Source organism: Phaeobacter sp. JH20_34 (assembly GCF_048056095.1).
Lineage (GTDB): Bacteria > Pseudomonadota > Alphaproteobacteria > Rhodobacterales > Rhodobacteraceae > Phaeobacter > Phaeobacter bryozoorum.
Map to the genome: position 1 here is coordinate 221,373 of NZ_JAYMWT010000023.1, position 23,690 is coordinate 245,062.

Consider the following 23,690-nt stretch of genomic DNA (forward strand, 5'->3'; position numbering starts at 1 on the left):
AAGGTCCCTGATGACGACGAGTCTCTGAATATCGTCAATTCGTTAATAACTTACCCAAAGGCACCAACCAGCCGCACGCCTGCCGATTGCATATGCGTCACTGCGGTTGTCAGAGAGCCATCCAGATCAATCGCGCGGCAGGCTGTCAAATCCACTGTCACGTCGTAGCCCAAACGGGCGGCATCCAGTGCCGAAAATGCGACACAAAAATCGGTGGCAAGCCCGACCAGCGTCAGATCGCGGATGCCGCGGTCCTGCAGATAGCCGTGCAATCCGGTGGGCGTGCTCTGGTCGTTTTCAAAGAACGCCGAATAGCTGTCGATATGACGGCGGTAACCCTTGCGCAGAATCAGGTCGCCACGCAGGTCCAGATCCGGGTGGAACTGCGCCCCGGCGCTGTCGATCACGCAGTGATCGGGCCAGAGCACCTGCGGGCCATAGGGCATGTCGATGCTGTCATAGGCGGCAGCGTCGCGGTGTTGCGAAGCAAAGGAACTGTGGTCGGCCGGGTGCCAGTCCTGTGTCATCAGCACTGCGTCGTAATCAGGCATCATCGCATTGATCGGCGCCACGACCTGATCCCCGTCCGGCACCGCCAGGGCACCGCCAGGGCAGAAATCCAGCTGAACATCAATCACGATCAGGGCTTTGGTCATCGGTTTCTCCACGTCTTGCCTGACAGGGGTACGCCCCCTGCGCCCACCCGTCAACAAAGCTGCGGCGATGCGGCATTCCACGACCTTGCAGCGCCTTGCCTGCTTGGTGTAGAGCGGCGCCATGTATACGATTGCCGCTCTCTACCACTTCACCCGTTTCGACGATCCCGCCGCTCTGAAACCGGCGCTTCTGGCCCTTTGCGAGGCGCAGGGGGTCAGGGGCTCATTGCTGCTGGCGCAGGAAGGCATCAACGGCACCATCGCTGGCCCGCGCGCCGGGATTGATGCGGTGCTGGCCCATATCAAGGCGCTGCCCGGTTGCAGCGATCTTGAATGGAAGGAAGCCACCAGCGACAAGCCCCCCTTTGGCAAGATGAAGGTGCGGCTGAAGAAAGAGATCGTCACCATGGGCCAGCCGGACATCGACCCGCGTGCCCGCGTCGGCCATTACGTGGAGCCGGAAGACTGGAACGATCTGATCCGCTCGGACGATGTCGTGGTGATCGACACCCGCAATGACTACGAGGTTGCCATCGGTACCTTCGAAGGCGCGATCGACCCCAAGACCGAGAGCTTCCGCGAATTTCCGGCCTGGTGGGAACAGAACAAGGACCGGTTCCACAACAAGCGTGTTGCGATGTTCTGCACCGGTGGCATCCGCTGCGAGAAATCCACCAACTTCCTGATTGGTCAGGGCGTGGAGGATGTCTATCACCTGAAAGGTGGTATCCTGCGCTATCTTGAGGAGATGCCGCAGGAAGACAGCAGCTGGACCGGCGAATGTTTCGTCTTTGACAGCCGGGTGTCCGTCGGACATGGGTTGCTGGAAGGTCCGCATGAGCTGTGCAACGGCTGCCGCAGGCCCATTCTGCCAGAGGACAAATCCAATCCGGCCTTTGAGCAGGGGGTGTCCTGCCATCTCTGTATCAATGAGACCTCTGCGGCCGACAAGGCCCGGTTCCGCGAGCGGCAGAAACAGATGAGACTGGCGCGGGAACGCGGCGACGACCACCTGGGCCATCTGCCGCTGCGCTGAGGCCAGCGTCGGCCGCCGCGATACCGATCACATCGCCACTGATCTGCGCATTTACGGGCCCCTTTTCGGCGGCGCTGCGTGGAGTCGCGCAAAAACTGTTTGGCGAAACGCCACACTCGCCTAAAGTAATTGGTAACCATGATTAAAGAGTGAGCCGGGTGAGTGATGGCGACGCGCAAGAACCAAGACTTCTGTTCCGATCTAAGAACACGCTGCGGCACAGAGGTGGACGCAGCGGAGCGGCAGTTGGCCGAGGCTGAGCTTGGCTCCGGGGCGATACGGTACAAGCTCAATCCGGCAGGGCTGCGCCATCTGTTCAAATCGCTGTCGCAAGACGATGGCGGATCGCAGGGGCAGAGCTAGATGCCACAGTATACCGTCACAGCCTTCAATTGGAGCGCGGCTGGCTACAACGCCCAGTACAATACATCCTATACCGCGACGCTGGATGACGATGACGGGGCCTATCAGGGCGGTGCCGACGGCAACGAGAGCATCAGCATCAACGGGGGCGCCTTCGGCGGATCTGTAGGGGAGCCTTACGCCATTGACGTCTCCTTTACCGACACCGGCGGCACCCCCCATGTCGAGACCTTCTATTTCTTCAACACCGGCGGCAGCTGGTATTTTGTCCCCGGCCCGGGTTCTGAATTCACCGTTGGTGCGACGCTTGGCAGTTACCAGAGCCACACCACGGGCTGGAATTATTCCGAGATCACCTGTTTTGTCCGCGGCACCCTGATCGAAACCGAACGGGGTCGGGTGGCTGTCGACTCCCTGACCGCCGGTGATCACGTGCTGGTCGCTGATGGCAGCTACCGGCCGCTGCGTATGGTGATGAGCCGCGCGCTGAGGGCGGATGCGCTGCGCGCCAACCCCAAGCTGCGCCCGGTCAGGATCACCGCCGGTGCGCTGGGGCATGGTCTGCCGATGCGCGATCTTCTGGTGTCGCGGCAGCATCGCATGTTGGTGTCGTCAAAGATCAGCGAACGGATGTTTGCCGACGCCGATGTGCTGGTCGCCGCCGTGCGGCTGACCGAGCTGCCTGGTATTGATATCGAGCAGACCTGCGAGCCGGTGGAGTATTTCCACCTGTTGTTCGACAGGCATGAGGTGATTTTTGCCGAGGGTGCCCCGACCGAGAGCCTGTTTACCGGTGCCGAAGCGCTGAAGGCGCTGACGCCGGAGGCCTATGAAGAGGTCACCCTGCTGTTTCCCGAGCTGCTTGCGCCGCAGGCCGCATGCCGCACGGCCTGCCATATACCCAGTGGCAGACAGCAACGCCGGTTGGTGGCGCGGCATCTGAAAAACAACAAGCCCATTCTCGCAAGCGGCGCCGTCGCAGTGCCATAAGCATCGCACAGGTGAAGTTGTCTCAGGCGAAGGTGATCTCCACCGCGCCGAAGGGGCCGAAATCAGCCCTGATCGCAGTGCCGGAGGGGCATTCGACGGGGCGGATAAAGCTGCCGGAAAGGATGATCTGACCGGGTTCGATGCGCTGGCCATATTGCGCCATGCGGCGGGCCAGCCAGACCACGCTTTCGACCGGATCATTAAGCACGCCTGCACCAAGCCCCGTTTCCTCAACCTCGCCATTGCGCGATGTGATTGCCCCGACCCAGCGCAGATCAAAGGCGTCGACCGCGTGGCGCTGCGGTCCCAGTACGACACCTGCGTTAGCCGCATTGTCGCTGATGGTGTCGAATACGTTGCGGCTTTGGCCGGTTTCCCTGTCCTTGCGCGCGATGCGCGTGTCGAGGATCTCCAGCGCGGGTGCCACATAGTCGGTGGCGGCAAGCACCGCAGCACGGGTAATATCGCCGCCACTGAGGGCGTGTTTCATGACAAAGGCGATCTCCGCCTCGATCCGCGGCTGGATGAAACGACCGGCGGGAACTGTCGTGCCATGTGAAAACACCATGTCGTCAAACAGGATACCGCTGTCGGGTATATCGATGTTCAGCGCGTATTGCATCGCCTTGGAGGTGAGGCCGATTTTCCAGCCGACGACGTTGTGCCCCTGCGCCAGCTTGGCTTCGCAGATCGCATTCTGGATTGCATAGGCATCGTCCATATCCATCTGCGGATAGCGTCTGCTGAGCAGGCCGATCTGCTGTCCCGTTGCCTCCGCCCGCAGGAGATCCTCTGCGGCCCTCGCGTGATCCTGCGGTGTCATGGGGCTTCGTCCTCGATCGTGTTGCGCAGCGTGCCGATGCCGGAAACCTCGATCTCAACCACATCGCCGGGTTTCAGGAACTGCGGCGGATCCAGCCGTGCGCCGGACCCGGTGGGGGTTCCGGTCACGATAATATCGCCCGGCTCAAGCGTCATGAAGGTGGAGATATATTCGATCTCCCGCCGGATCGGGTGCATCATGCGCGACAGGACATCATCCTGCCTGACCTCTCCGTTCACACGGGTGATGATGCGCGCCTCATCCAGCTGCGCCGGGTCCCGGAACGGCACCAACCAGGGGCCGATGGCACCGGAGTTGTCCCAGTTCTTGCCCTGGGTGACGTTGAATTTCGCGTGGCGCACCCAGTCGCGGATGGTGCCTTCGTTGCAGATGGTGAGCGCGGCGATATGGTCATAGGCGTCGGCCGGTGCGATGCGCCGCCCGCCTTTGCCGATGACAATCGCCACCTCGCCCTCATAATCAAGCATGTGGCTTTCGGGGGGGCGGATGAGCGGGCGATTGTGGCCAGTGAAGCCACTGGCAAAGCGGGGGAACAGCGACATGTATTTCGGCTGCTCGCTGCCGTCTTTGTATTCGGCATTGCGATCCGGGAAGTTGACGCCGACACAGAGGATCCGCCGCGCATTGGGCAGCACCATGTCGTACTGCACATCTGTGTGGGTGACGGATCTGCCCTCGGCCGCGACCATCAGCTGATCCAGCCCGCCCGCGCGCACCACATCCAGCAGGGTCGGCCATTGCGGGAAGTCCGGGCTAAGCGCGATCATCCCGTCATCGGTTGCGGCCCCGTAGAAAGCCTGCCCGGCTGCGCTGTAACTTGCAAACTTCATGGCGCGATGATCGGGCTGGCTTGCAGATCGGAGTCCTTTGGCGTGACCCCGGTGAAACGGCTGCCATGTTTGAACCAGCTTTCCGGGGCCGGCGCCCCCCAGAGCGTCTGGCGCTGCGGATCCTTCAGGTCCCATTTGATCGGTTCGAGGTCGGGATCAACGGTCTGATAATCGGAACAGTAGATTTCGATCCGGTGGCCATCGGGATCGAGGATATAGAGGAAGAAGGCGTTGGAAATGCCATGTCGACCGGGGCCGCGTTCGATATTGGTCACATAGCCGGTGGTCGCCATCAGATCGAGCAGGTCGATGATATTGAGCGGGTTCGGCACCCAGAAGGCCACATGGTGCATACGCGGGCCGGTGCCATTGGTGAAGGCCATGTCATGCACGCCACCTTTGCGATGCAACCAGGCCGCCCAGAGTTTCTTGCTGTCTTCGTCTTCGGTATATTCCGTCACCCGAAAGCCGAAATCGCTATAGAAGGCGACCGAGGCATCGACGTCATGGCTGAAGCAGTTGAAGTGGTCGATCCGCAAAGGTTTCACACCGCGATAGAGCGCGTATTGCTGGTGGATCGGCGCCAGCCGGTCCATCTTGTGGTAGAACTCCAGCGGGATCCCCATATTGTCCGAGGTCAGCAGCGTACGCCCCTGATACGGGCGCTGCACCCATTCTGTTGGCCGTCCCTTCTTGCGGAAATAGGCGTCGGCGCGGTCCAGATCCTCCTCGTCAAAGGTCTTGAACCCCATCACCTCAACCGTGCCCGGCTGATCTGATTGTTGCAGGATTACGCAGTGGTGACCGCGCTCCTCCATCGCGCGCAGGTAAACGCGCTGTGTGTCCTCATCGCTGACCTGAAGACCGAGGATCTCGGTGTAGAAACGCTTGGAGGCGGCCAGATCCTTGACGTTCAGGCAAACGTGGCTGAGCCGGATCGTGTTGAAATCGGGATAGAGATTTGGGGCGGGAACAGGCATCAGAGCGCTCCTAGCTTGGTGATCTTATGGGAGCCGGTGGCAAAGCCGATGTGTTTTTGCTCCATGTAGAACTCAAACGACCAGTCGCCGCCGTCGCGACCGATGCCGGAGGCTTTGACGCCACCAAAGGGCGTGGGCAGATGGCGCACATTCTCCGAGTTCACCCAGATCATGCCCGCTTCCAGCTTGTCGGTGAAGCGCAGCGCCCGCGTCAGATCGTTGGTCCAGAGATATCCGGTGAGCCCATAGGCGGTGTCATTGGCCAGCGCCAGCGCCTCCTCCTCGGTCGCAAAGGGGATTGAGGTCAGCACCGGGCCAAAGATCTCCTCCTGCGCGATCCGCATATCGTTGCGGGCACCGGTGAACAGCGTCGGGCGGACGAAATACCCCTCGTTGCCCAGCACCTCGCCGCCGGCGGCAATCGTCGCGCCGTCGTCTTTGGCAATGCCGAAATAGCTAGTGACCTTGTTGAAATGCTCCTCGCTGACAAGCGGGCCGATCTCGGTCGCGGGATCCAGGGGGTGGCCAACCCTGATATTGTTGATGCGCTCGATCAGCCGGGTTTCGAAGTCGGCGCGGATGCTGTCCTGGACCAGAAGCCGGGAGGAGGAGGTGCAGCGTTCGCCATTGATCGAATAGATCATGAAGATCACCGCATCGAGCGCGCGCTCAAGATCGGCATCCTCAAACACGATGACGGGGTTCTTGCCGCCCAGCTCAAGATGGTTGCGCTTCAGCGTATCGGCGCCCTGTTTGACGATCAGGCTGCCGGTGCGCGATTCCCCGACAAAGGCGATGGCCCGGATCGCCGGGTGTTCGCACAGCGCCTTGCCCGCCTCATCGCCGAACCCGTTGACAGTGTTCAGCACACCCGGTGGCAGTCCGGCCTCCTCGGCGATCTCGACCAGCAGCCGCGCGGTCAGCGGTGAGGCTTCGGCGGGTTTGTGAACGACGGTACATCCCGCCGCCAGCGCCGGCGCAATTTTCCAGGTCGAGAGCATGAAGGGTGTGTTCCACGGCGTGATCACCCCAACCGGGCCGATGGGCACACGGGTGGTCACATTCATCAGGGTTGGGGATTTGAGATGCTGGCCATCGCGCGCCTGCACAACCTGATCGGCAAAATACCGGAAATTCTCGGCTCCGCGCAGCGCCGCTTTGGACATGAATTTATAGGCCTGGCCAGTATCCCAGCATTCACAGAGCGCGATTTCTTCGGCGCGGGCTTCGATGCCTTCGGCGATCCGAATGAGGATCTTCCTGCGTTCAGAGGCCGACAGGTCGCGCCAATCTGCAAAGGCCTGCTGCGCGGCGCGGGCGGCGGCGTCGATATCTGCGGCTGAGCCCTGGGCAACATCGCAGATCACGCTTTTGTCCACCGGCGAGATGGTCTGAAACACCCCTGCTCCGCCGGCCACATCGGCGCCGGCAATCCGGTTCTGGATCCCGGAGGCACGGAACCGCTCCAGATAGCTGTCCAATTTGCGGATATGGCTGTCGAGCTGGCTCATGCCGGGTCCTCCAGATGATCACGGATATTTCCGAATTTCGGTGAAAGCGCTGCGTTGATGTCGCGCATCTCTGCTGACAGGGCGATGGAATGGCGATCCATCGCCGGGGCCACGAAGTTGCGCAGCACGGCAAAGATACGGGCGGTTGCGTCTTGCTTTACGGTGTCGCTGCGCCCCTCCCGCAGGCGGATGGACAGGTCGATGAAACCATGGTCCGGGTTGCCATCGGCAATTGCCACATGATCGACGCGCAGCGCCCGCACCCGGATCCCTGCAATGGGAAAGGTGTCGATCGCGGCCGCCTCTGCGCGGATCGCCTCGCACAGTGCAGAGATGTCCAGCACGTCCTCTAGATTGGCGGAATATTCGATCTGGAAATGGGGCATTGGGGCACCTTGGCGACTTATTGCTTATCAAGTTAAGTAAAAAGCACACGGTGAGTCAAGCGCAGGATCCGGGAGGCAGGCGTTACGGCGAAACAATGCCGTCGGCGCACCAGCGGTCGAAAATCTCCAGTGCCTTATCGGCGAAGGCACGGTCGTTGATATGGCTGTCGAGGCGGTGCACGGAGACATGCGCGGGCAATGTCGCCTCAAGCTCCGCCAGAAACGCCGCCAGCCCCGCGCTGTCGTGCAGGTCGGCGCCTTCGCGGTCCCATTCGCCCAGTCCACGCTCCGGCAGGATCATCGCCACAGGACCGCCGGCGTCAGCCAGCTGTTTCGAATGGGCGCGGGCGACCTGGCGCCGTTCCTCGGTGTTGAGGACAATCGAGGTCAGCAGCCGGTTGTGCGCGTGTTTCGGATGGTCCGACCATTTCTCGGCGATTGGCTGCCAGCCGACCACATCAACCAGATCATAGCAGCCGGGGGCGACAATCTGCGGCGTCCCCCTGGCGCCGGCATTGGTAAGGCGATCCGCGCCGGCGGAAATCGACGATCCGTGGATATGGTTGCCAAGCTCCTGGGTGCAGAAGTCAAACACGCAGGCAAAGGCGCCCTGCTCTGCGAGGCTTTCAAAGGCGCGCCCTCCCATTCCGGTGGCGTGAAAGACCGCAACCTCAAACCCACGTGCCTCAAGCGCCGGTTTCAGCGGAATGACGTATTTCAGCGCCGATGTGCCAAGGGACATGATACCGATCAGCGGTTTATCCGGGTCCGGAATCTGCGCTGCCCTCGCGGCGCCCAGAACGGCGCCTGCGGCCTGGCTGAGCGAGGCCTTGCAGACGGAATTCAGCCCGTAAAGCCCACCAGCCCAGAGGATCATCTGGATGTCGGCCGCCAGTCTTTCGGCCGGGATCAGCGGCGAGAAGGAAACGGTTGAGACAATGTATTTCGGCACTCCAAGCGGCAGGGCCGAACAGACATCAAGCGCCAGATCGGTGCCCATCGTGCCGCCAAGGACGATCACCCCGTCAAAAGCCGCCATCCGGTGCAGCCGCGCCGTCAGCAAGCTGGCACCATGCGCCATGATCTGCATGGCGGTGTTTTCATCCCCGCTGTCGATGGCCGCCCGGATCGAGCTGCCACCGGCCTCGGCGACGTCGTGTTTGGAATAGTCGGTCGGCGTCGATGGGTCGCCCAGAACCGAGACATCCATGGTCAGGACCCTGCCCCCCTGATCGCCGATCACACTCGCCAGAAAACCAAGCTCATCGTCCTTGGTGTCATAGGTGCCAACCACCAGAATGGTTTTCTCGGTCATTGCCCCACCTTTCAGAGTTTGATCCATGCGGTTTTCAGGTTGATGTATTTGTCGATGGCATGAAGCGATTTGTCCGACCCGTTCCCGGACTGCCCGACCCCGCCAAGCGGGACGGTGCCATCCGCGCCGCCATAGGTGTTGACATGCATCACCCCGGTTCGGACACGCTGCACCATGCGATGGGCGCGGCTGAGCCCGGATGTCCACACCGCACCGGCGAGACCGTAGACCGTGGAATTGGCGATCCGCACGGCGTCGTCCTCGGTCTTGAAGGGGGTCACGGCAAGCACTGGGCCAAACACCTCCTGCTGTGCCAATGTCGCCGCTGGCGTGACATCAGTGACGATGGTTGGCGCCATGTAATAGCCGCCGGTTTCCGACAAAATACGCTGCCCGCCGGTGACGATCTGCCCGCCTTCCTGCTGGGCCGTGGCCACGAAGGTCAGGTTCTGCTTCAGCTGTGCTTCGGAATTGATCGCCCCGATCTGGGTCTCCAGCCGAAGCGGGTCGCCGACCTGCATCGCCTCCGCTGCCCGCACGACCTCCTGCACAAATCTGTCGTGGATCGAGGCCTCGACCAGCAGGCGAGAGCCTGCGACGCAGACCTGACCCGAGTTGCGGAAGATACCTGCGGCGGTCACTTTTGCGGCCTCTGCCAGATCCGGCGCATCAGCGAAGACAATATTGGGAGATTTGCCGCCCAGCTCCAGATAGACACGTTTCATGTTTGAACGGGCGGAATAATCCAGCAACCGACGCCCGGTCTGCCCCGATCCGGTGAACACCAGAACGTCGACGTCCATCGAAAGGCCGAGGGTTTCGCCGACCACCGCGCCTTCGCCGGTGATCACGTTCAGGACGCCGGGTGGCAGGCCCGCCTCAAGCGCCAGTTCCGCCACCCGCATCAGCGAGAGAGAGGCGGTTTCAGCGGGTTTCAGCACCACGGAATTTCCCATCGCAAGCGCCGGGCCCAGTTTCCAAGCCCCAATCATCAGCGGAAAATTCCACGGAATTATCGCGCCGACCACACCGACGGGATCCTTGTGGATCAGGCCCAGCACATCACCCGCCGTGGGCGCGATTTCGCCATAGAGCTTATCCAGTGCCTCGGCGTAGTAGCGGATCGTGGCTGCGGCTGACCCCGGTTCGGCCTTCAGCGCCATATTGATTTCGGTGCCATTGTCACGCACGCCCAGCACGGCGAGCTCAAGCGCGTGAGCCTCTATCAGTTCGGCCCATTTCGTCAGAACCTTCTTGCGGGCGGCGGGCGGCTGCCCGGCCCAGCGGCGATCCTCGAAGGCGGCGCGGGCGGAAGCGATGGCCGCCTCCATATCCGCCGCAGTTCCCCGCGCGATCCGGGTCAGCACACACCCGTCGATCGGCGACAGCACATCCAGCGTCGCCCCATCAGAGGCCGCAACCTGCCGACCGTCAATGAGATGTGAAACCGGCTGCACCGGTTGTGACCGAAGGGCGTCGATCTTGCTTTGGTCCATGGGGCTACCTTGTTTGGCTGTCGTGCAGATCGTGGTCTTCGTCGGGCTGATGCGCCTGCCATTCACGCATCAGCGCGCGCAGGTGCAGGGCCAGAACGATCAGGATCAGAATGAAGAGGAGAAAGGAAATCGGGCGGTCGATCATATCCAGCGGCGTCTTGAGGCGCGGCAGGGCCGAACGCAGCTTCACCTCCATGATGCCGCCCAGAACCATGCCCAGGATGATCGGGACAATCGGCAGGTTCAGACGTTTCAGGATCAGGCCAAGCACCCCGAACCCTGCCGAAATCATGCAATCCGTCAGGGAGTTTCGCAGCGAATAGACGCCGACAAAGGACAGCAAAAGGATCATCACCCCCAGGAACCGGGTTGGGATGCGAATGATCCGGGTCAGCAGATTGGTGGAGACCATCAGGAAGGCGAGCACGATCACATTGAGCAGGATCAGCGCAAGATAGAGACCATAGACCAGGTCGATATTGTTCTGAAACAGCTGTGGGCCGGGGATGACGTTATGAACATAGAACACCGACAGCATCATGGCCGTCAGCGCCTCTCCCGGGATACCGAGCGCGAGAAGCGGGATCATCGCCGCAGCCGGAACCGCGTTATTGGCAGCCTCCGAGGCGATCAGACCTTCGGGGGATCCCTTGCCAAACAGCTCCGGCGTCTTGGAGGTTTTCTGGGCGTAGGTGTAGCTCATGAATTGGGCGGTGAACTCGCCGGTGCCGGGGATCATGCCCAGGATCACGCCACAGGCGGAGGCGACGGTTGCTACCCGCTTGTGCTGCATCAGCTCCCTGATGCCGCCCCCCATCCGCCCCGATACCGGCTTTGCATCCGGTTGGCTGTCGGGGGCGGTCAGCAGGAAAAACGCCTGGCTCAGCGCAAAGAGGCCGAGCACGACAACAATCAGGTTCACGCCGGAGCTGAGAAAGGTGAGGCCGAAGGTATAGCGCTGGGTGTAGGTCACCGCATCGAGGCCGACGGTCTGTAGAAAGATGCCGAACATCGCCAGAACGCCGGCGGCAAAGATCTGGCCCCGGTGGGCAAGGATGACCAGGATGATCCCCAAAAGTGCAGCAAGAAAGATCTCTCTGGAGCCGAACATCGGAGCCACGAGAGCCAGGACCGGTGACAGCAGGATCAGGCAGAGGATGCCGAATATCCCCCCCCAGAACGACGCGCTATAGGCCAGCGACAGCGCCCGATGGGCCTGCCCCTGTTTCGTCATCGGATAGCCGTCATATGATGTGAGCGCATTCACCGCCGTGCCCGGCGTATTGATCAGGACCGCAGGGATGGCCCCGCCATACATCGAGGATCCGTAGATCCCCAATAGCATCGTCAATCCCACGATAGGCTCGAAGGCAAAGGTCGCCGGCAGCAAGATGGCGATCGCCACTGCGGGTCCGACGCCCGGAATGGCCCCGATGATCACGCCGCCGATTGACCCGATCAACAGCGCGACGATCACATCCCAGCGGGCCAGCATCTCGGCCCCGGCGAGGAGATTTTCCATTGGTTGCCCCGATCAGAAATAGGTCAGCATGATTTGGCGTAGCCCGTCGGGCAAGGAGTCATAGGCGAGGCCTGCGGGCAGATTCACCTTCAGCAAGGTCTTGAACAACACCACGATCAGCAGCGCCGAAAGCGCCGCGACCGCCAGTGTTGCGGGGCGCCGGTAGCCCACCCTCAGCGCCAGAGCGACCGCGCATATCACCGTGGCCGGCAGGTAGCCCGCATAGGGAACCGCGGCTGCGTAGGCGATGAACCACCCTGCATATTCCAGCGAGGCGATCCAGAGCAGGACCTCCTGCCAGCGTCCTTCGATCCGTTCGGACAGCGCCGAGCCAAGCAGGTGAAATGCGGCAAAAGCCGCCATGCCACCAAGAGACACCGCTGGCCAGAACCGAGGTTGAGCAAAAAGCGCACTGCCTTTACGCCAGACGGTCTGCTCGAAGATTTGCGACAGGAGCAGGAGAGCGCCGACCAGCACAATCCAGGCAAAGACGATATCCCCCGGTCTTCGGTAGCGTTTGAACAAGGCTTGAAGCGTTTTGACCCGCGACATTGGTCGCCCCCTTGCTAGAGCTGCGCAGGCCCGGCGATCGACGCCGCCGAGCCTGCGAGATCCGTTAGTTGCTCAACATACCGTCGATCCGGGCCATGGTCTCGATATCGGCCTTGATCTGAGCGGCCACCTCAGTGGCGGGCTGCCAATAGACCGCCGCACCGGTTTCTGCGGCCAGCGCCTGGGCGCGCTCCGACATCACCGTCTGCTCCGCGACAGCGATGATCTTATCGCGCACATCCTGCGGCGTGTCCTTGTGCACAAAGAGCCCGTTCCACAGCGAGACATTCAGATCCGGCGCCAGCTCTGCGACGGTGGGCGCATCCGGCGTTAGCGGGATCCGCTCGGCGCCGATGGAGGCAAGCACCTTTACACTGTCGAGGCATGGCAGGATCAGCTGAAGCGTGGTGTTGATCACATCCACATCCCCGGAGGCCAGCGTGTTGCAGTCCAGGGCGTCAAAGGCAGCGTCGGAGGCGTAGGAGAACCCCATCTCCTTGGCCAGGCCCAATGTGACCTGCGTCGGCACCAGAGGAGCGCCAAAATGGCCAAGCACCACATCGTTTTCCGCCGCATGGGCCGCCAGCCCGGCCATATCATCATAGGGCGCATTCGCCCCGGCAGCGATTACGAACGGGTAGGTCAGGAAATTGCCCAGCGGTACAAATGGATCCGGGCTCAGCTCCGGGATGCCGATCTGCGGGCCGACCACGGGAATGGCGATGATGAAGGATCCGACGGTATAGCCGTCAGCAGGCGCAGTGGCGACCTCGACCGCACCGGGAAACGGGCCGCCACCACCACCGGGTTTGTTCACAACCGCAGTGGGCACATCATAGGCGGCCGAGAAATCCTCCGCGATCATACGGGTCAGGACGTCCTCCAGGTCGCCGGGCGGCCATGGCACCACAAATTCAACGGGTTTCTCCGGGTATTCGGCATATGCCGCACCGGCAGCAGCCATCATGGCCAAGGTAAGCGCAGTGGCAGAAATCTTGAACTTTGACATGTTTCCCTCCCTGTCATCGGTTCATATATCGAACCGATGTTACGTAAAAAAGGTTGCCTTGCTAAACATCATGTGTCAAATTTTTTCTGAATTCGCTTGAAGGGTGACCGAAGGCATGTCCTCTGCAACCAAAACGCTGGCGCTCTTGTCGCACTTCTCTACCGACCGGCCTGAGATCGGGCTGTCACAGCTGTGCCGGATCGCGGGACGGGACAAGGCGACCACCTACCGCCACCTCCAGGCCCTTGAAACCGCTGGATTTGTCGAACAGAATCCAGTGACGAAACACTATCGCCTGGGGCCTGCTATCCTGCAGCTGGCACAGGTGCGGGAGGCCACCGTCCCCCGTGAGATGGGCGCTCAGCTGGCGCTGTCGCAGCTGGCCGAGGTCACCGGCGAGACCGCGCATGTGTCAGTGCTCTCGGGAACGACGCTCTACGCGCTGGCGTCCTGCGAATCCCCCCGGCACGGCACGCGGGCGATTATCGACATCACGACCTTTCCGCTTCATGCGACGGCGTCGGGGCTATGCGCGCTGGCCTTTGGCCCGGAGGCCCTGATGACCTCTGCCCTCGCCCGGCTGGATCGGTTCACGCCCCATACCGCAACAACAGCTGAGGCGCTGCACGAATTGGTCGCGGCGGCACGCACCAGCGGATTTGCCTGCTCAGACCGGAGTTTCGAAGCGGAGATCCATAGCCTGTCTGCGCCCCTCTACGATCAGACCGGGCTGTTTGTCGGAGCGGTATCGGTGGCCAGCGTGGCCGCACGGGTCACACCGGAACAGCAGCGGCTAATCAAGACAGAACTGACATCCGCCAGCCGCGAGATCACCCGCAATTGGGGCGGCGCGGTTCCCGCAGCGGTGCAGGCTGCCTGGGCAACCGCGCTAGAGCCGTCCCCGTCACACATACATGTATCGGATATCGCATCATGAAAGATTCTAACTTTCTCAAGGAACAGAACGGTCGGCTGATGTGGCATCCGATGACCTCGCCGCAGGATAGCATCAACCAGCCCCCGAAGATCATCACCGAGGCCGAAGGCGTGTCGATCACGGATATCGACGGCCATCGGGTCATTGATGGGGTGGGCGGCCTGTGGAATGTGAACCTGGGCTATTCCTGCCAGCCGGTAAAGGACGCCATGGCCGCGCAGCTGGATAAACTGCCCTATTATTCGACCTTTCGCGGCACCTCCAACGATGCGGCGATCGAGCTGTCCTATGAGCTGAGCCGGTTCTTTGCCCCTGACGGGCTGAGCCGGGCCTTTTTCACCTCCGGCGGTTCCGATTCCGTCGAGACCGCGCTGCGGCTGGCACGGCAATATCACAAACTGCGCGGCGATGCGGGCCGCACCAAGTTCCTCAGCCTCAAGAAAGGCTATCACGGCACCCATATCGGCGGGGCCTCGGTCAACGGAAACGCCAATTTCCGTACGGCCTATGAACCATTGCTGCCGGGCTGTTTTCATATCCCCGCGCCCTATACATATCGCAACCCATTCAATGAGAGCGACCCCGAGCGTCTTGCCCAGCTCTGCGTCGCGGCTTTGGAAGATGAAATCGCGTTTCAGGGGGCCAATACGATCGCTGCGATGATCATGGAGCCCATTCTGGGCGCCGGAGGCGTCATCCCGCCCCATAAGTCATTTGCCCCGATGGTTCAGGAGATCTGCAATCGCCATGGTATCCTGCTGATCACCGATGAGGTGATCACCGCCTATGGCCGCACCGGCGCCTGGTCCGGCGCCCGGCTCTGGGGCATTCAGCCCGACATGATGTGCACCGCGAAGGCCATCACCAACGGGTTCTTCCCCTTTGGCGCGGTTATGCTGGGGGATCGGATGATCGAGGTGTTCGAGGATAACCCGGACGCCAAGATCGGCCACGGCTACACCTATTCCGGCCATCCGGTCGGCGCCGCCGCAGCGCTGGCCTGCCTGGCGGAAATGCAGCGGCTGAAGGTGACGGAGACCGCCGCTGCCCGCGGCACCCAGCTCTACGAGGGCTGTCTGGCGCTGAAGGAGCGTTACGAGATTGTCGGGGATGTGCGTGGCGGGCATGGGTTGATGACGGCCATTGAACTGGTGAGTGATCGCCAGACACGAGCGCCACTTGACGGGCGCAGGGCCTTGGCCGTCCAGGAGGCCTGCTATGAGGCCGGTGCCCTGGTTCGGGTTTCGGGCGCAAATGTCATTCTTTCGCCGCCGCTGATCCTGAGTGAGGCCGATGTGCGCGGTTTGCTAGACGCCCTTCAGGTAGGTCTTTACATAGCATAACACTGAACGCGTTCAGTAGAGCGGATTTCACTCAGGTTACCGGTCCGACCCGCAGAAAGCCCCGCTTCCAAGGCCCCCGCCACAAACAAACAAGCTGCCCCTAAAGGCAGCTGCATGCATCTAATATCCGTGTTGTAATTTTGGTTGCGGGAGCGGGCAACCGCCGTATCCTACCTACCCTCTCCGCAATCATCTAAACCCATGATAGCACACAGCTAACGGCACCTTTGCGCAGATAGTGACCTTTGCAAAGTCTCGGGGGCTGGCAGTCGGACGGCGATCCCATGCTGCACGAGCAATGAAAGGAGCAGACCTTCGCTGCAGGTGCAGCCACCAACCATCATCGAGCGGAAGGGATGCGGACAAAGCAGACAACTCATTAGCGACTTTGAATGTCCGCAGTTGAAATTTGTGGTATTCAGCGTTATCGAAGCAGCCTGTCTTAACCCCGAACCCCACGGAAGTCCGATGTAATCGCAGCGCACATACTTAAAATAACACCCTGGTTCATCCTGCCAGGTGTTTTTGTGCGACCAATCGATACATCGTGAGACTGTTATGAATATCCAGAAATACCCGCGAACGCGGCACATTGAAGGCTCGCGCCTTCAGGTGGGCGATTTGGCGGATGACAAACCAATCCAGGAACTTTCAGGCCAAGCCCTGATCGTTGAAGAAAAGCTCGACGGGGCCAATTCCGCAGTGTCATTTGATGCGGATGGGAATCTGCTTCTGCAAAGCCGGGGCCATTATCTGACCGGTGGCGGCCGCGAACGCCACTTCGCCTTGCTCAAGACATGGGCTGCGGCCCACGCCCATGTCCTGCACCCTGTGCTGGGCTATCGTTTCATCATGTATGGCGAGTGGATGTATGCCAAGCATACCGTGTTCTATGATCGGTTGCCGCATTACTTCATGGAGTTCGATGTGCTGGACCGGGATACAGGCCGGTTCCTAAGCACGGCGGCGCGTCGGGCTTTGCTGACGGGATTGCCGATCATGCCGGTGCCAGTCGTGCATACGGGTGAAATCAAGTCCGTTGACCAACTTATCCGTCTGACCCGGCCATCGCCTTACAAGTCAGACGCGTGGCGTGACGCCTTGGTGATCGCCGCGGCACGGTCTGGCAGCCGTCCCGATATGGTGGACCAGCAGACGGAGGACAGTGATCTGGCCGAAGGGCTGTACCTGAAACAAGAAAGTGCAGACCACGTGGAGGGCCGGTTCAAGTTCGTCCGTGCGGATTTCTTGCAGGCGATCGCGGCGGCTGAGGGGCATTGGCACGACCGTCCGATCTTGCCGAACGGTCTGGCTGATGGCGTCGATATCTTCGCGCCGACGCTGGGCGTGGAGGGGGCCTACGATGCCTAAACCCAATACCTACGCCCTCACACATAATCACCTGTTGGACTTGGTCCCAACCGGTCCAGCCTGGACCGTGAACTGGGATGAGATTTGGGCGCTGTGGCCAGTGCTTGCCACTCTCGACACCTGTCCACAGGACCCGATCCATCATGCCGAAGGTGATGTCGGCACCCACACGCGTATGGTGGTCGAAGCCTTGGTCGTGGACCTTGACTGGCAAGGTCTTCCAGATGTCGACCGGGCCAACCTGTTCTGGGCTGCGGTTTTGCATGATGTCGGCAAGCCCGCCGTTACAAAACATGAGGATCAAGGACGCATCTCGTCCCGGGGGCATTCCCGGATTGGGGCGTCCATCGCGCGGGAATTGCTGTGGACCGCTGGGTCTCCGTTTGCCTGGAGAGAAGCCTTGTGCGGGATCATTGCCCACCACCAACTGCCGTTCTGGCTGATCGAACGGGCAGATCCCGGACGCATGGCCATTGAAACATCTTGGCGGTGCAGGCCAGATCATCTGTGCCTTCATGCCAAGGCTGATGCGTTGGGTCGGATATGTGAGGACCGGCAAGGCATCGTGGAGAGTGTCAGCCTTGCGGAATTAATGTTCCGTGAGGTCAACTCTTGGGAACATCCGTTCGCCTTTGCGAATGATGAAAGTCGGGTCGCCTTTTTCGAACTAGAGGACCGAGATCCGCATTACGCGGCGCATGAAGCGTTCCCGTGCACCGTCACAGTGATGTCGGGCCTGCCGGGCGCGGGAAAAGACACCTGGATTGGCAAAAACCGACCGGAGCATCCCGTTGTCAGCCTTGATGCGATACGCGACGAACTGAGCGTTTCACCGACCGACAATCAGGGCCAGGTCATCCAGGCGGCACATGAGCGGGCAAGAGAGCATCTGCGGGCCGGGCGCGATTTTGTGTGGAACGCAACCAATGTGACGCGTCAAAACCGGTCCCGTGTTCTGCGGCTTTTGCGTGACTATGGTGCCCGGATCGAGATCGTCTATCTCGAACCGGGCCCAGACCAACTGCGCCGTCAGAACCGGGATCGACCAGATGCCGTGCCCGATGCGGTCATTGCGCACCTGTCAAAAAAGCTGGAACCGCCGCAGCTGTGGGAAGCACATGAGGTTAGGATAGAGTAGCAACACCACGCGAAATGCGGACATTCAGGCGTAACGCGGCATCCGGTAGGTTTGGGCTCACTACCGACTTGCGGCAATGCGGCGGCAGGGTTGCAGCGAAACTTCACCAGGACGCTTCTACCAGACGACGCCAGGCAGCCCAATTCGGACATTCGCACGAGGCCTGCGACGCCCTCGCTGCAGACGCGAAGGATCCCGCCAGACTTCCCGAGAGCGGACCTTCAGGCTAGCTCAGCTGGCCAGGACGATGCTGCACCCCGCTCGAAGGTTAGAGATGCGCAGATAGCGACCTTTGCAAAGTCTTGGGATCTGCCAGCCGGGCGGCGGTCCTATGCTGCACGAGCAATGGAATGGAGCGGACCTTCGCCGCAGGTGCAGCTACCTACTATCATCGAACGGACGGGATGCCGGACGAAGCAGCCTTTGGCACCTAAAAATCCAAAGTCTGCTTTGGAATGGGTGCGCGAACTATTGATTATGGTTGTCGATCACCTTAACCGATCCCCATGGAAGAATTTATTCAACGATTTGAGAGTGATTTCACCCTTGCAGAATTTCCACATGGGATGTTCTACAAGTTCGACATAGGGCTCCGATTTGAACTTGGCGGCGAGGGAAGTCCTACTTCCCGACCTCTGAAGCGCTTCGCACAAGCATTTTCACGAGCTGATGCAGTTTCCTCAAGCTTGTTCAACAAATCATCGTCGCTGTGGCTGCTGTCGTCTACATATGGAACTGAACGTCCAGCAAAAAGAAGACTAAAACCCTACAAGTTATGTGGCCTTACCAAGTCATCATTTGAATATCTTGGTGCCACCCCGCAGAAGGATAGCGATCACGTCGATGCGCCTGGTTCAGATCTGTTTCGCCATTGGGATGTAGCTAAACTTGTTGATAAAGAGCAACTTCGGGAAGTTCTTTGGCTTACTCTGGGCTCAGAACTCGGCATAAAACCAACGGTGCATGCTGACACATATATCGTTGATTTTGAAAAGAGCATCGCGCTCCATCCCTATGATGACCGAGGAATGGACGTTGTATCGATGGACAAGGAAAATTTGGCTCACCTGTATGACGATCATAAATCATGGCTTCTTGAGCATGACGCTTCAAGGATGAAAGCTGTATTCGAAGGCTGAAGCCGCTAAAGCGGTCCTTATGAATAGATCGCAGCATTCGGAACTTTGGGCTGCCTGGCGTCGTCTGGTAGAATCGTCCTGGTGAAGTTTCGCTGCAATCCTGTCGCCGCACCGCCGTAAGGCGGCTCCGAGCCCTCACCAGTCATTGGTCGGCTTGCGGCTTCTCGCGCGTGCAGCGAGCCGTGAACTGCGTAAAGCCGTCATTCACATACTACTAACGAATAACTGCAGTCGGGGCAAAACAGCCAATCCAGTTGCCTCATCAACGCAGCTGAACGCGACCAATATGTACTGAGGCCAGAAGTTGCTTCAGTTGCTGGTCTGCGGCTTCAAGCGGCAGAGCAACTGTTCCGGAGAAATAAGCACAACCGTCAGTTAGTTCGAATGCGATAAGCCCGTCGACAGCTGCGGGTATTCCCTTGGAAGATGGGTGAGATATTGCGAAGATGACAACGTATCCCTTGAAATCACCGATGTGAGCACTGTCACTCAAGTGTATTGCCGTTAAGTCAGCCCCCTGAAGGGTAATCCATGGGTAGTACAAACGTTCGAATCTGCGCTGCGCTCTGGCACTCGCATTTTTGATCCAGGCTTCGTCTATCTGGTCGTTTTCGCCGGACTCCTCAGTCTCCTCATTAAGGGGAAGGAAATCTGAGCGTCCGGGGGTGCCGGCTCGATGGGACCAGGTATCATTGAAATGTACTAGCCCCCAAGACGCGTCACGATTACTGCCACTGCAGTATTCACAGACCAGGGCTCCGTTTGCATGGTATCCATACCCTTGCATGCTCCAGTGGGAGCCTTCCGAACTAAGTTTGTAAGCTATTGTTTTAGTTTCATGTTGATAGGTTGCGAAACCTGTTCCCCACGTCTGCATTACGCATTCGCTCTGAGCATAACCTTGCACCGGAGCAAGAAACAATATGATTGCAAGTAAGCTGGATCTCATCAGGTCAAGATATGATTGGGGGCAAGAAAATTAACCCCTTCAGTACCGATTGCCAGCGGAAAAGGTTGGGCTCGGACCCTGCCTTCCGCAGCAAGGGGTACAGCCAGGTGGTTTGAGCCCATTGCCGCCACCTCTACCCACCCTGGATGCTGCAAGCGCGCTGGACCACTCGCAGCCCGGAGCAGACATAGACATGGTGGCGAGTGCCAAAGATGCTGTCGGTGCAAAATTCCATGGTGATTTTCCCGAAAACGGACCTTCGGCAGGGCCCAGCTACCTCATGTGATGCTGCGGGGTGAACCAGGGGCAGCGAAGCGCAGATAGCTGACTTTGCAAACTCAGCCGTTTGAAGCAACTGGCCGGGGGTTTATGCTGCGGCGCAGCCCGCCGTTTCTGCCGTCCGCTGCGACTGCGAGGTTTTGGAACCGGTGAACTCACACAGTGCGGGACGAAGTGAGCTTTCGCTGTGGTGGCTCGAATGTCGGCTGTCGCCCGCTTTGTGCACTCCCTGGAAAAATGCAGCGAAGTCAAATGACCGCCTAGAAAGAAAGCTGTCAGGTTGTAAGTGTCTTGTAAGCGTCGCCCGTCATGAAAGCCTAAATCGCAATTAGAATGGAGTTTACCATGCGCATTTTTGGTTGGGTTGTCGGACTTGCTGTCGCTTTGGCCGCCCCTGTCAACGCCCTTTCAATCCCGTCAGATGGGAAGCTGAGTTTCGACGTTGTCCGCAAAGGTAAGGATATCGGGGATCACACCTATAGCTTTTCCGGCGCGGGCAATTCTTTCACTGTCACGGTCGCAACTGACATTGCTGTAAAAATTCCATTGATCCGCACCACCGCCTACAGCTTCCAACATGCAAGTGTGGAGCAGTGGAAAGGCGGCAAGCTGCAAAATATCAGCTCGAAAACGAATGACGATGGTGAACCGCACCAGCTTAAATCCGCAAACAACGGCACCTTGCCAGCCAGCCTTTGGAATGACGACATTGTGCGCAGTCAACAGTTGATGAACACCATTGATGGCAAGATAATGAAAGTGCGCGTTGCTGATCTGGGCAATGAAACTGTAATGACCAAGCGTGGCGCGGTCGCGGTACATCATTACCGGATGTCAGGTGATCTGGCGCGTGACCTTTGGTATGACGCGGACGGTAACCTTGCACAGGTCGCGTTCAAGGCGGATGATGGGTCAACCGTGATGTATATTCGGAAATAGGGTAATTTGCCGAATGCGGCTTCTTTATATAGAAGACAACGAGAAGCTGGCGCTCAATACGAGCGCCAGTTTGCGTGATGCAGGCTTTGTGGTGGATGTGGTTCATACAGCAGCCGATGCTTTGCATTCAGCCAAGAGTTTTCAATACGACACGGTCATTCTCGACCTGGGGTTGCCCGACAGCGATGGTTTGGAGCTGCTGCCACTCATCAAAGAGATCAATCCACAAACGCCTGTGATTATTTGTACGGCCCGCGACGCGCTGGAGGATAGGATCAAGGGGCTGAACACGGGCTCCGATGACTACCTTATCAAACCTTTCGCAGTGGCAGAGCTTGTTGCGCGCACAAATGCCGTTTTGCGGCGTCCGGGTGGGGCCTTGGGAATGACACTGTCCTATGGAAATGTGACCTTCGAGACGGCAGATCGGTCACTGGCGATCAACGGCATGGCGTGCGCCTTTTCCAAACGTGAACTTGCCCTGCTGGAGCTGTTCTTGCGCCGGTCTGAAAGGGTCATCACAAAAGGCGCAATTGAAAACGCGCTCTACGGCTTTGATGATGCGGCGACACCGAATGCGATCGAGGTTCTGACTCACCGGGTTCGCAAAAAGCTGGCCGAAAAGGGAGCGTCCATCGAAATCCACAATCTGCGCGGCATCGGTTACATTCTCAAGGAACGTGAATCTTGAGCGTTTGGACATTCTTGTTTGGCGCCAAGCGCTCTCTGGAACGAGGGCTGTTGCTCAATATCATCGCGGCGTTGAGCCTTTGCATGGTGCTTGCCGGTTTGGTTTTGATCAGCGAGTTCAAAGAACACCTGGAAGAAAACCTTGAAGATGCGATGGTCGACGAAGCCAAGGAGGTGATCGGGCAGATTGATCCAGCTCTTGCTGGTTTTGGTCTGGATGGTGACGCGCTGCGATTCAAGGGGAGCGAGGGCAATTTTCGGTATACCGTCTTTGCGCAGGATGGCCGCGTTGTTGCGGGCAGTGAAACATCGGATCGCATCTGGCAGCAGCTTGCGGAGTTAGAGCTGGGCTCTCCCGGGGCCATTGCCTTGCCAGGTGACCGGCTTGGCCTTGGCTTGCGGGTGATGATCATGGGGCAGGACATATATGTCTTGGTTTCGACATACCCCAAGTGGAATAACGAGACACAGCTGTCCAAACTTCTGCACGAAGTCGAGGAAGAAATCTGGTGGGCGCTTCTGGGCATTGTGATGGTGATTGGCGCAGCGCTGTTTGCAACACGCCGTTCGCTTGCGCCAATGCGTGCATTATCCGAGCAAGCCCGCAAAATCGGCCCCCTTGCCGCCAGCCGCAGGCTTGAATCCGACGCCGTGCCAACCGAATTTGTCCCGCTGATCGAGGATGTCAACGACGCGTTTAATCGTCTCGAACAAGGCTACAAAGCACAGCGGGATTTCTCATCAAATGTGGCGCATGAAATCCGCACCCCCATTGCTGTTCTGAAGTCCAGCATTGAAAGAATTGAGAATCCGGACCTCAAACAAACCTTGTCACAAGACGCAGATCAGCTGGACAGAATATTCAGTCAGCTAATTGATCTGGCGCGGTCCGAAGCGGCGTCGGTAACGGTTTTTGAACCCGTGGATTTGCACGCCTTGGCCACTGAAACCGCAACCACATTTGCCAGCGAGGCCGTGCGCAGCGGTCGCAGCCTCTCGGTGAGCGGTGACACAACCGCCAAGATGAACGGCAATGCCGGGCTTCTGAGTATCGCGCTCAGCAACCTTATTCGCAACGCCTTGCACTACACATCTGAACACAGCGAGGTCGAGATTGAAGTCTTGTCCAACCCGGCCGGTTGGCGGGTGCTTGACCGTGGGCCGGGGGTGCCGGACACATTGAAATCAGCCCTCTTCGAACGGTTTAACCGAGGGACACAAGCCCATTCGAATGGCACCGGATCGGGGATCGGCCTGGCCATCGTGAAATCTGTAGCCGATTGCCATAACGCCTCTGTCTCAATTGAAGACCGCAACGGTGGCGGCAGCGTTTTCTCCTTCGTTGCCAAGGGCGGCTCTTAGAAAACGGCTTAATTTTTTTGATGCTGTAAGTCTGATGTAAGTCAGACACGCGA

Annotated in this window: 23 protein-coding genes; 11 read left to right on the top strand and 12 right to left on the bottom strand. The window is 59.4% G+C overall.

Going from position 1 to position 23,690, the window contains the following annotated elements:
- Positions 1-50: 50 nt before the first annotated feature.
- A complete protein-coding gene (gene pncA / locus VWZ81_RS18990) occupies positions 51-656 on the bottom strand; it encodes a bifunctional nicotinamidase/pyrazinamidase (RefSeq protein WP_416540822.1) in 606 nt (201 codons plus the stop codon).
- Between the two features lie 121 nt (positions 657-777).
- Between pncA and VWZ81_RS18995 the strand changes: the two genes are divergently transcribed.
- The 3 genes from VWZ81_RS18995 to VWZ81_RS19005 all read left to right on the top strand — a co-directional run bounded on the left by VWZ81_RS18995 (position 778) and on the right by VWZ81_RS19005 (position 3,045).
- Entirely contained in the window at positions 778-1,692 is a 915-nt protein-coding gene (locus VWZ81_RS18995) for a rhodanese-related sulfurtransferase (RefSeq protein ID WP_416543043.1), read from the top strand.
- Between the two features lie 165 nt (positions 1,693-1,857).
- Entirely contained in the window at positions 1,858-2,055 is a 198-nt protein-coding gene (locus VWZ81_RS19000; protein WP_416543044.1) for a hypothetical protein, read from the top strand.
- A complete protein-coding gene (locus tag VWZ81_RS19005; protein ID WP_416543045.1) occupies positions 2,056-3,045 on the top strand; it encodes a Hint domain-containing protein in 990 nt (329 codons plus the stop codon).
- A 22-nt stretch (positions 3,046-3,067) separates the two neighbouring features.
- Here the strand turns inward: VWZ81_RS19005 and hpaH are convergent, their stop codons facing one another.
- The 10 genes from hpaH to VWZ81_RS19055 all read right to left on the bottom strand — a co-directional run bounded on the left by hpaH (position 3,068) and on the right by VWZ81_RS19055 (position 13,490).
- A complete protein-coding gene (gene hpaH, locus VWZ81_RS19010) occupies positions 3,068-3,868 on the bottom strand; it encodes a 2-oxo-hept-4-ene-1,7-dioate hydratase (protein WP_416543046.1) in 801 nt (266 codons plus the stop codon).
- Positions 3,865-4,719 carry a fumarylacetoacetate hydrolase family protein gene (locus tag VWZ81_RS19015; protein WP_416537620.1) on the bottom strand — a complete coding sequence of 285 codons (855 nt, stop codon included), beginning with the start codon at positions 4,717-4,719 and terminating at the stop codon, positions 3,865-3,867. The genes hpaH and VWZ81_RS19015 overlap by 4 nt, the downstream gene beginning before the upstream one ends.
- Complete coding sequence (gene hpaD, locus VWZ81_RS19020; RefSeq protein WP_416540817.1) at positions 4,716-5,699, bottom strand: 3,4-dihydroxyphenylacetate 2,3-dioxygenase; 984 nt, start codon at positions 5,697-5,699, stop codon at positions 4,716-4,718. Before hpaD ends, VWZ81_RS19015 begins: the two co-directional genes overlap by 4 nt.
- On the bottom strand, positions 5,699-7,210 hold the full coding sequence (hpaE, locus tag VWZ81_RS19025; protein ID WP_416543047.1) for a 5-carboxymethyl-2-hydroxymuconate semialdehyde dehydrogenase: 1,512 nt from the start codon (positions 7,208-7,210) through the stop codon (positions 5,699-5,701). The genes hpaD and hpaE overlap by 1 nt, the downstream gene beginning before the upstream one ends.
- A complete protein-coding gene (locus VWZ81_RS19030) occupies positions 7,207-7,596 on the bottom strand; it encodes a 5-carboxymethyl-2-hydroxymuconate isomerase (protein WP_416534261.1) in 390 nt (129 codons plus the stop codon). The genes hpaE and VWZ81_RS19030 overlap by 4 nt, the downstream gene beginning before the upstream one ends.
- 82 nt (positions 7,597-7,678) lie before the next feature.
- On the bottom strand, positions 7,679-8,911 hold the full coding sequence (locus VWZ81_RS19035; protein WP_416543048.1) for a Tm-1-like ATP-binding domain-containing protein: 1,233 nt from the start codon (positions 8,909-8,911) through the stop codon (positions 7,679-7,681).
- A gap of 11 nt (positions 8,912-8,922) precedes the next feature.
- Positions 8,923-10,407, bottom strand: a complete 1,485-nt coding sequence (locus tag VWZ81_RS19040) for an aldehyde dehydrogenase (protein ID WP_416543049.1) — start codon at positions 10,405-10,407, stop codon at positions 8,923-8,925.
- 4 nt (positions 10,408-10,411) lie between these two features.
- The gene (locus VWZ81_RS19045) at positions 10,412-11,929 is read right to left on the bottom strand and encodes a tripartite tricarboxylate transporter permease (protein ID WP_416543050.1); all 1,518 of its coding nucleotides are present in this window, start codon (positions 11,927-11,929) and stop codon (positions 10,412-10,414) included.
- Between the two features lie 12 nt (positions 11,930-11,941).
- Complete coding sequence (locus VWZ81_RS19050) at positions 11,942-12,481, bottom strand: tripartite tricarboxylate transporter TctB family protein (protein ID WP_416537616.1); 540 nt, start codon at positions 12,479-12,481, stop codon at positions 11,942-11,944.
- Positions 12,482-12,545: 64 nt separating this feature from the next.
- Positions 12,546-13,490 carry a tripartite tricarboxylate transporter substrate binding protein gene (locus VWZ81_RS19055; protein WP_416540811.1) on the bottom strand — a complete coding sequence of 315 codons (945 nt, stop codon included), beginning with the start codon at positions 13,488-13,490 and terminating at the stop codon, positions 12,546-12,548.
- 115 nt (positions 13,491-13,605) lie between these two features.
- On the opposite strand from VWZ81_RS19055, the gene VWZ81_RS19060 reads away from it, so the two are divergent.
- From VWZ81_RS19060 to VWZ81_RS19080, 5 genes are all read left to right on the top strand, one after another.
- A complete protein-coding gene (locus tag VWZ81_RS19060) occupies positions 13,606-14,427 on the top strand; it encodes an IclR family transcriptional regulator (protein WP_416540810.1) in 822 nt (273 codons plus the stop codon).
- Entirely contained in the window at positions 14,424-15,770 is a 1,347-nt protein-coding gene (locus VWZ81_RS19065) for an aminotransferase class III-fold pyridoxal phosphate-dependent enzyme (protein WP_416543051.1), read from the top strand. The genes VWZ81_RS19060 and VWZ81_RS19065 overlap by 4 nt, the downstream gene beginning before the upstream one ends.
- Positions 15,771-16,328: 558 nt before the next feature.
- A complete protein-coding gene (locus VWZ81_RS19070; RefSeq protein ID WP_416543052.1) occupies positions 16,329-17,141 on the top strand; it encodes an RNA ligase family protein in 813 nt (270 codons plus the stop codon).
- Entirely contained in the window at positions 17,134-18,279 is a 1,146-nt protein-coding gene (locus tag VWZ81_RS19075) for an AAA family ATPase (RefSeq protein WP_416543053.1), read from the top strand. The genes VWZ81_RS19070 and VWZ81_RS19075 overlap by 8 nt, the downstream gene beginning before the upstream one ends.
- 506 nt (positions 18,280-18,785) lie before the next feature.
- On the top strand, positions 18,786-19,418 hold the full coding sequence (locus VWZ81_RS19080) for a DUF3885 domain-containing protein (protein ID WP_416541147.1): 633 nt from the start codon (positions 18,786-18,788) through the stop codon (positions 19,416-19,418).
- 262 nt (positions 19,419-19,680) lie between these two features.
- Here the strand turns inward: VWZ81_RS19080 and VWZ81_RS19085 are convergent, their stop codons facing one another.
- Complete coding sequence (locus tag VWZ81_RS19085) at positions 19,681-20,295, bottom strand: hypothetical protein (protein ID WP_416543054.1); 615 nt, start codon at positions 20,293-20,295, stop codon at positions 19,681-19,683.
- A gap of 696 nt (positions 20,296-20,991) precedes the next feature.
- Here VWZ81_RS19085 and VWZ81_RS19090 point away from each other — a divergent pair.
- Genes VWZ81_RS19090 through VWZ81_RS19100 form a run of 3 tightly spaced genes read left to right on the top strand, consistent with a single transcriptional unit; the run spans position 20,992 to position 23,637 of the window.
- Positions 20,992-21,585 (top strand): DUF6134 family protein, encoded by a 594-nt coding sequence (locus tag VWZ81_RS19090; protein WP_416543055.1) that lies wholly within the window; start codon positions 20,992-20,994, stop codon positions 21,583-21,585.
- A gap of 13 nt (positions 21,586-21,598) precedes the next feature.
- Positions 21,599-22,276, top strand: a complete 678-nt coding sequence (locus VWZ81_RS19095) for a response regulator transcription factor (protein ID WP_416543056.1) — start codon at positions 21,599-21,601, stop codon at positions 22,274-22,276.
- Positions 22,273-23,637 carry a sensor histidine kinase gene (locus VWZ81_RS19100; RefSeq protein ID WP_416543057.1) on the top strand — a complete coding sequence of 455 codons (1,365 nt, stop codon included), beginning with the start codon at positions 22,273-22,275 and terminating at the stop codon, positions 23,635-23,637. Before VWZ81_RS19095 ends, VWZ81_RS19100 begins: the two co-directional genes overlap by 4 nt.
- Positions 23,638-23,690: the final 53 nt, after the last annotated feature.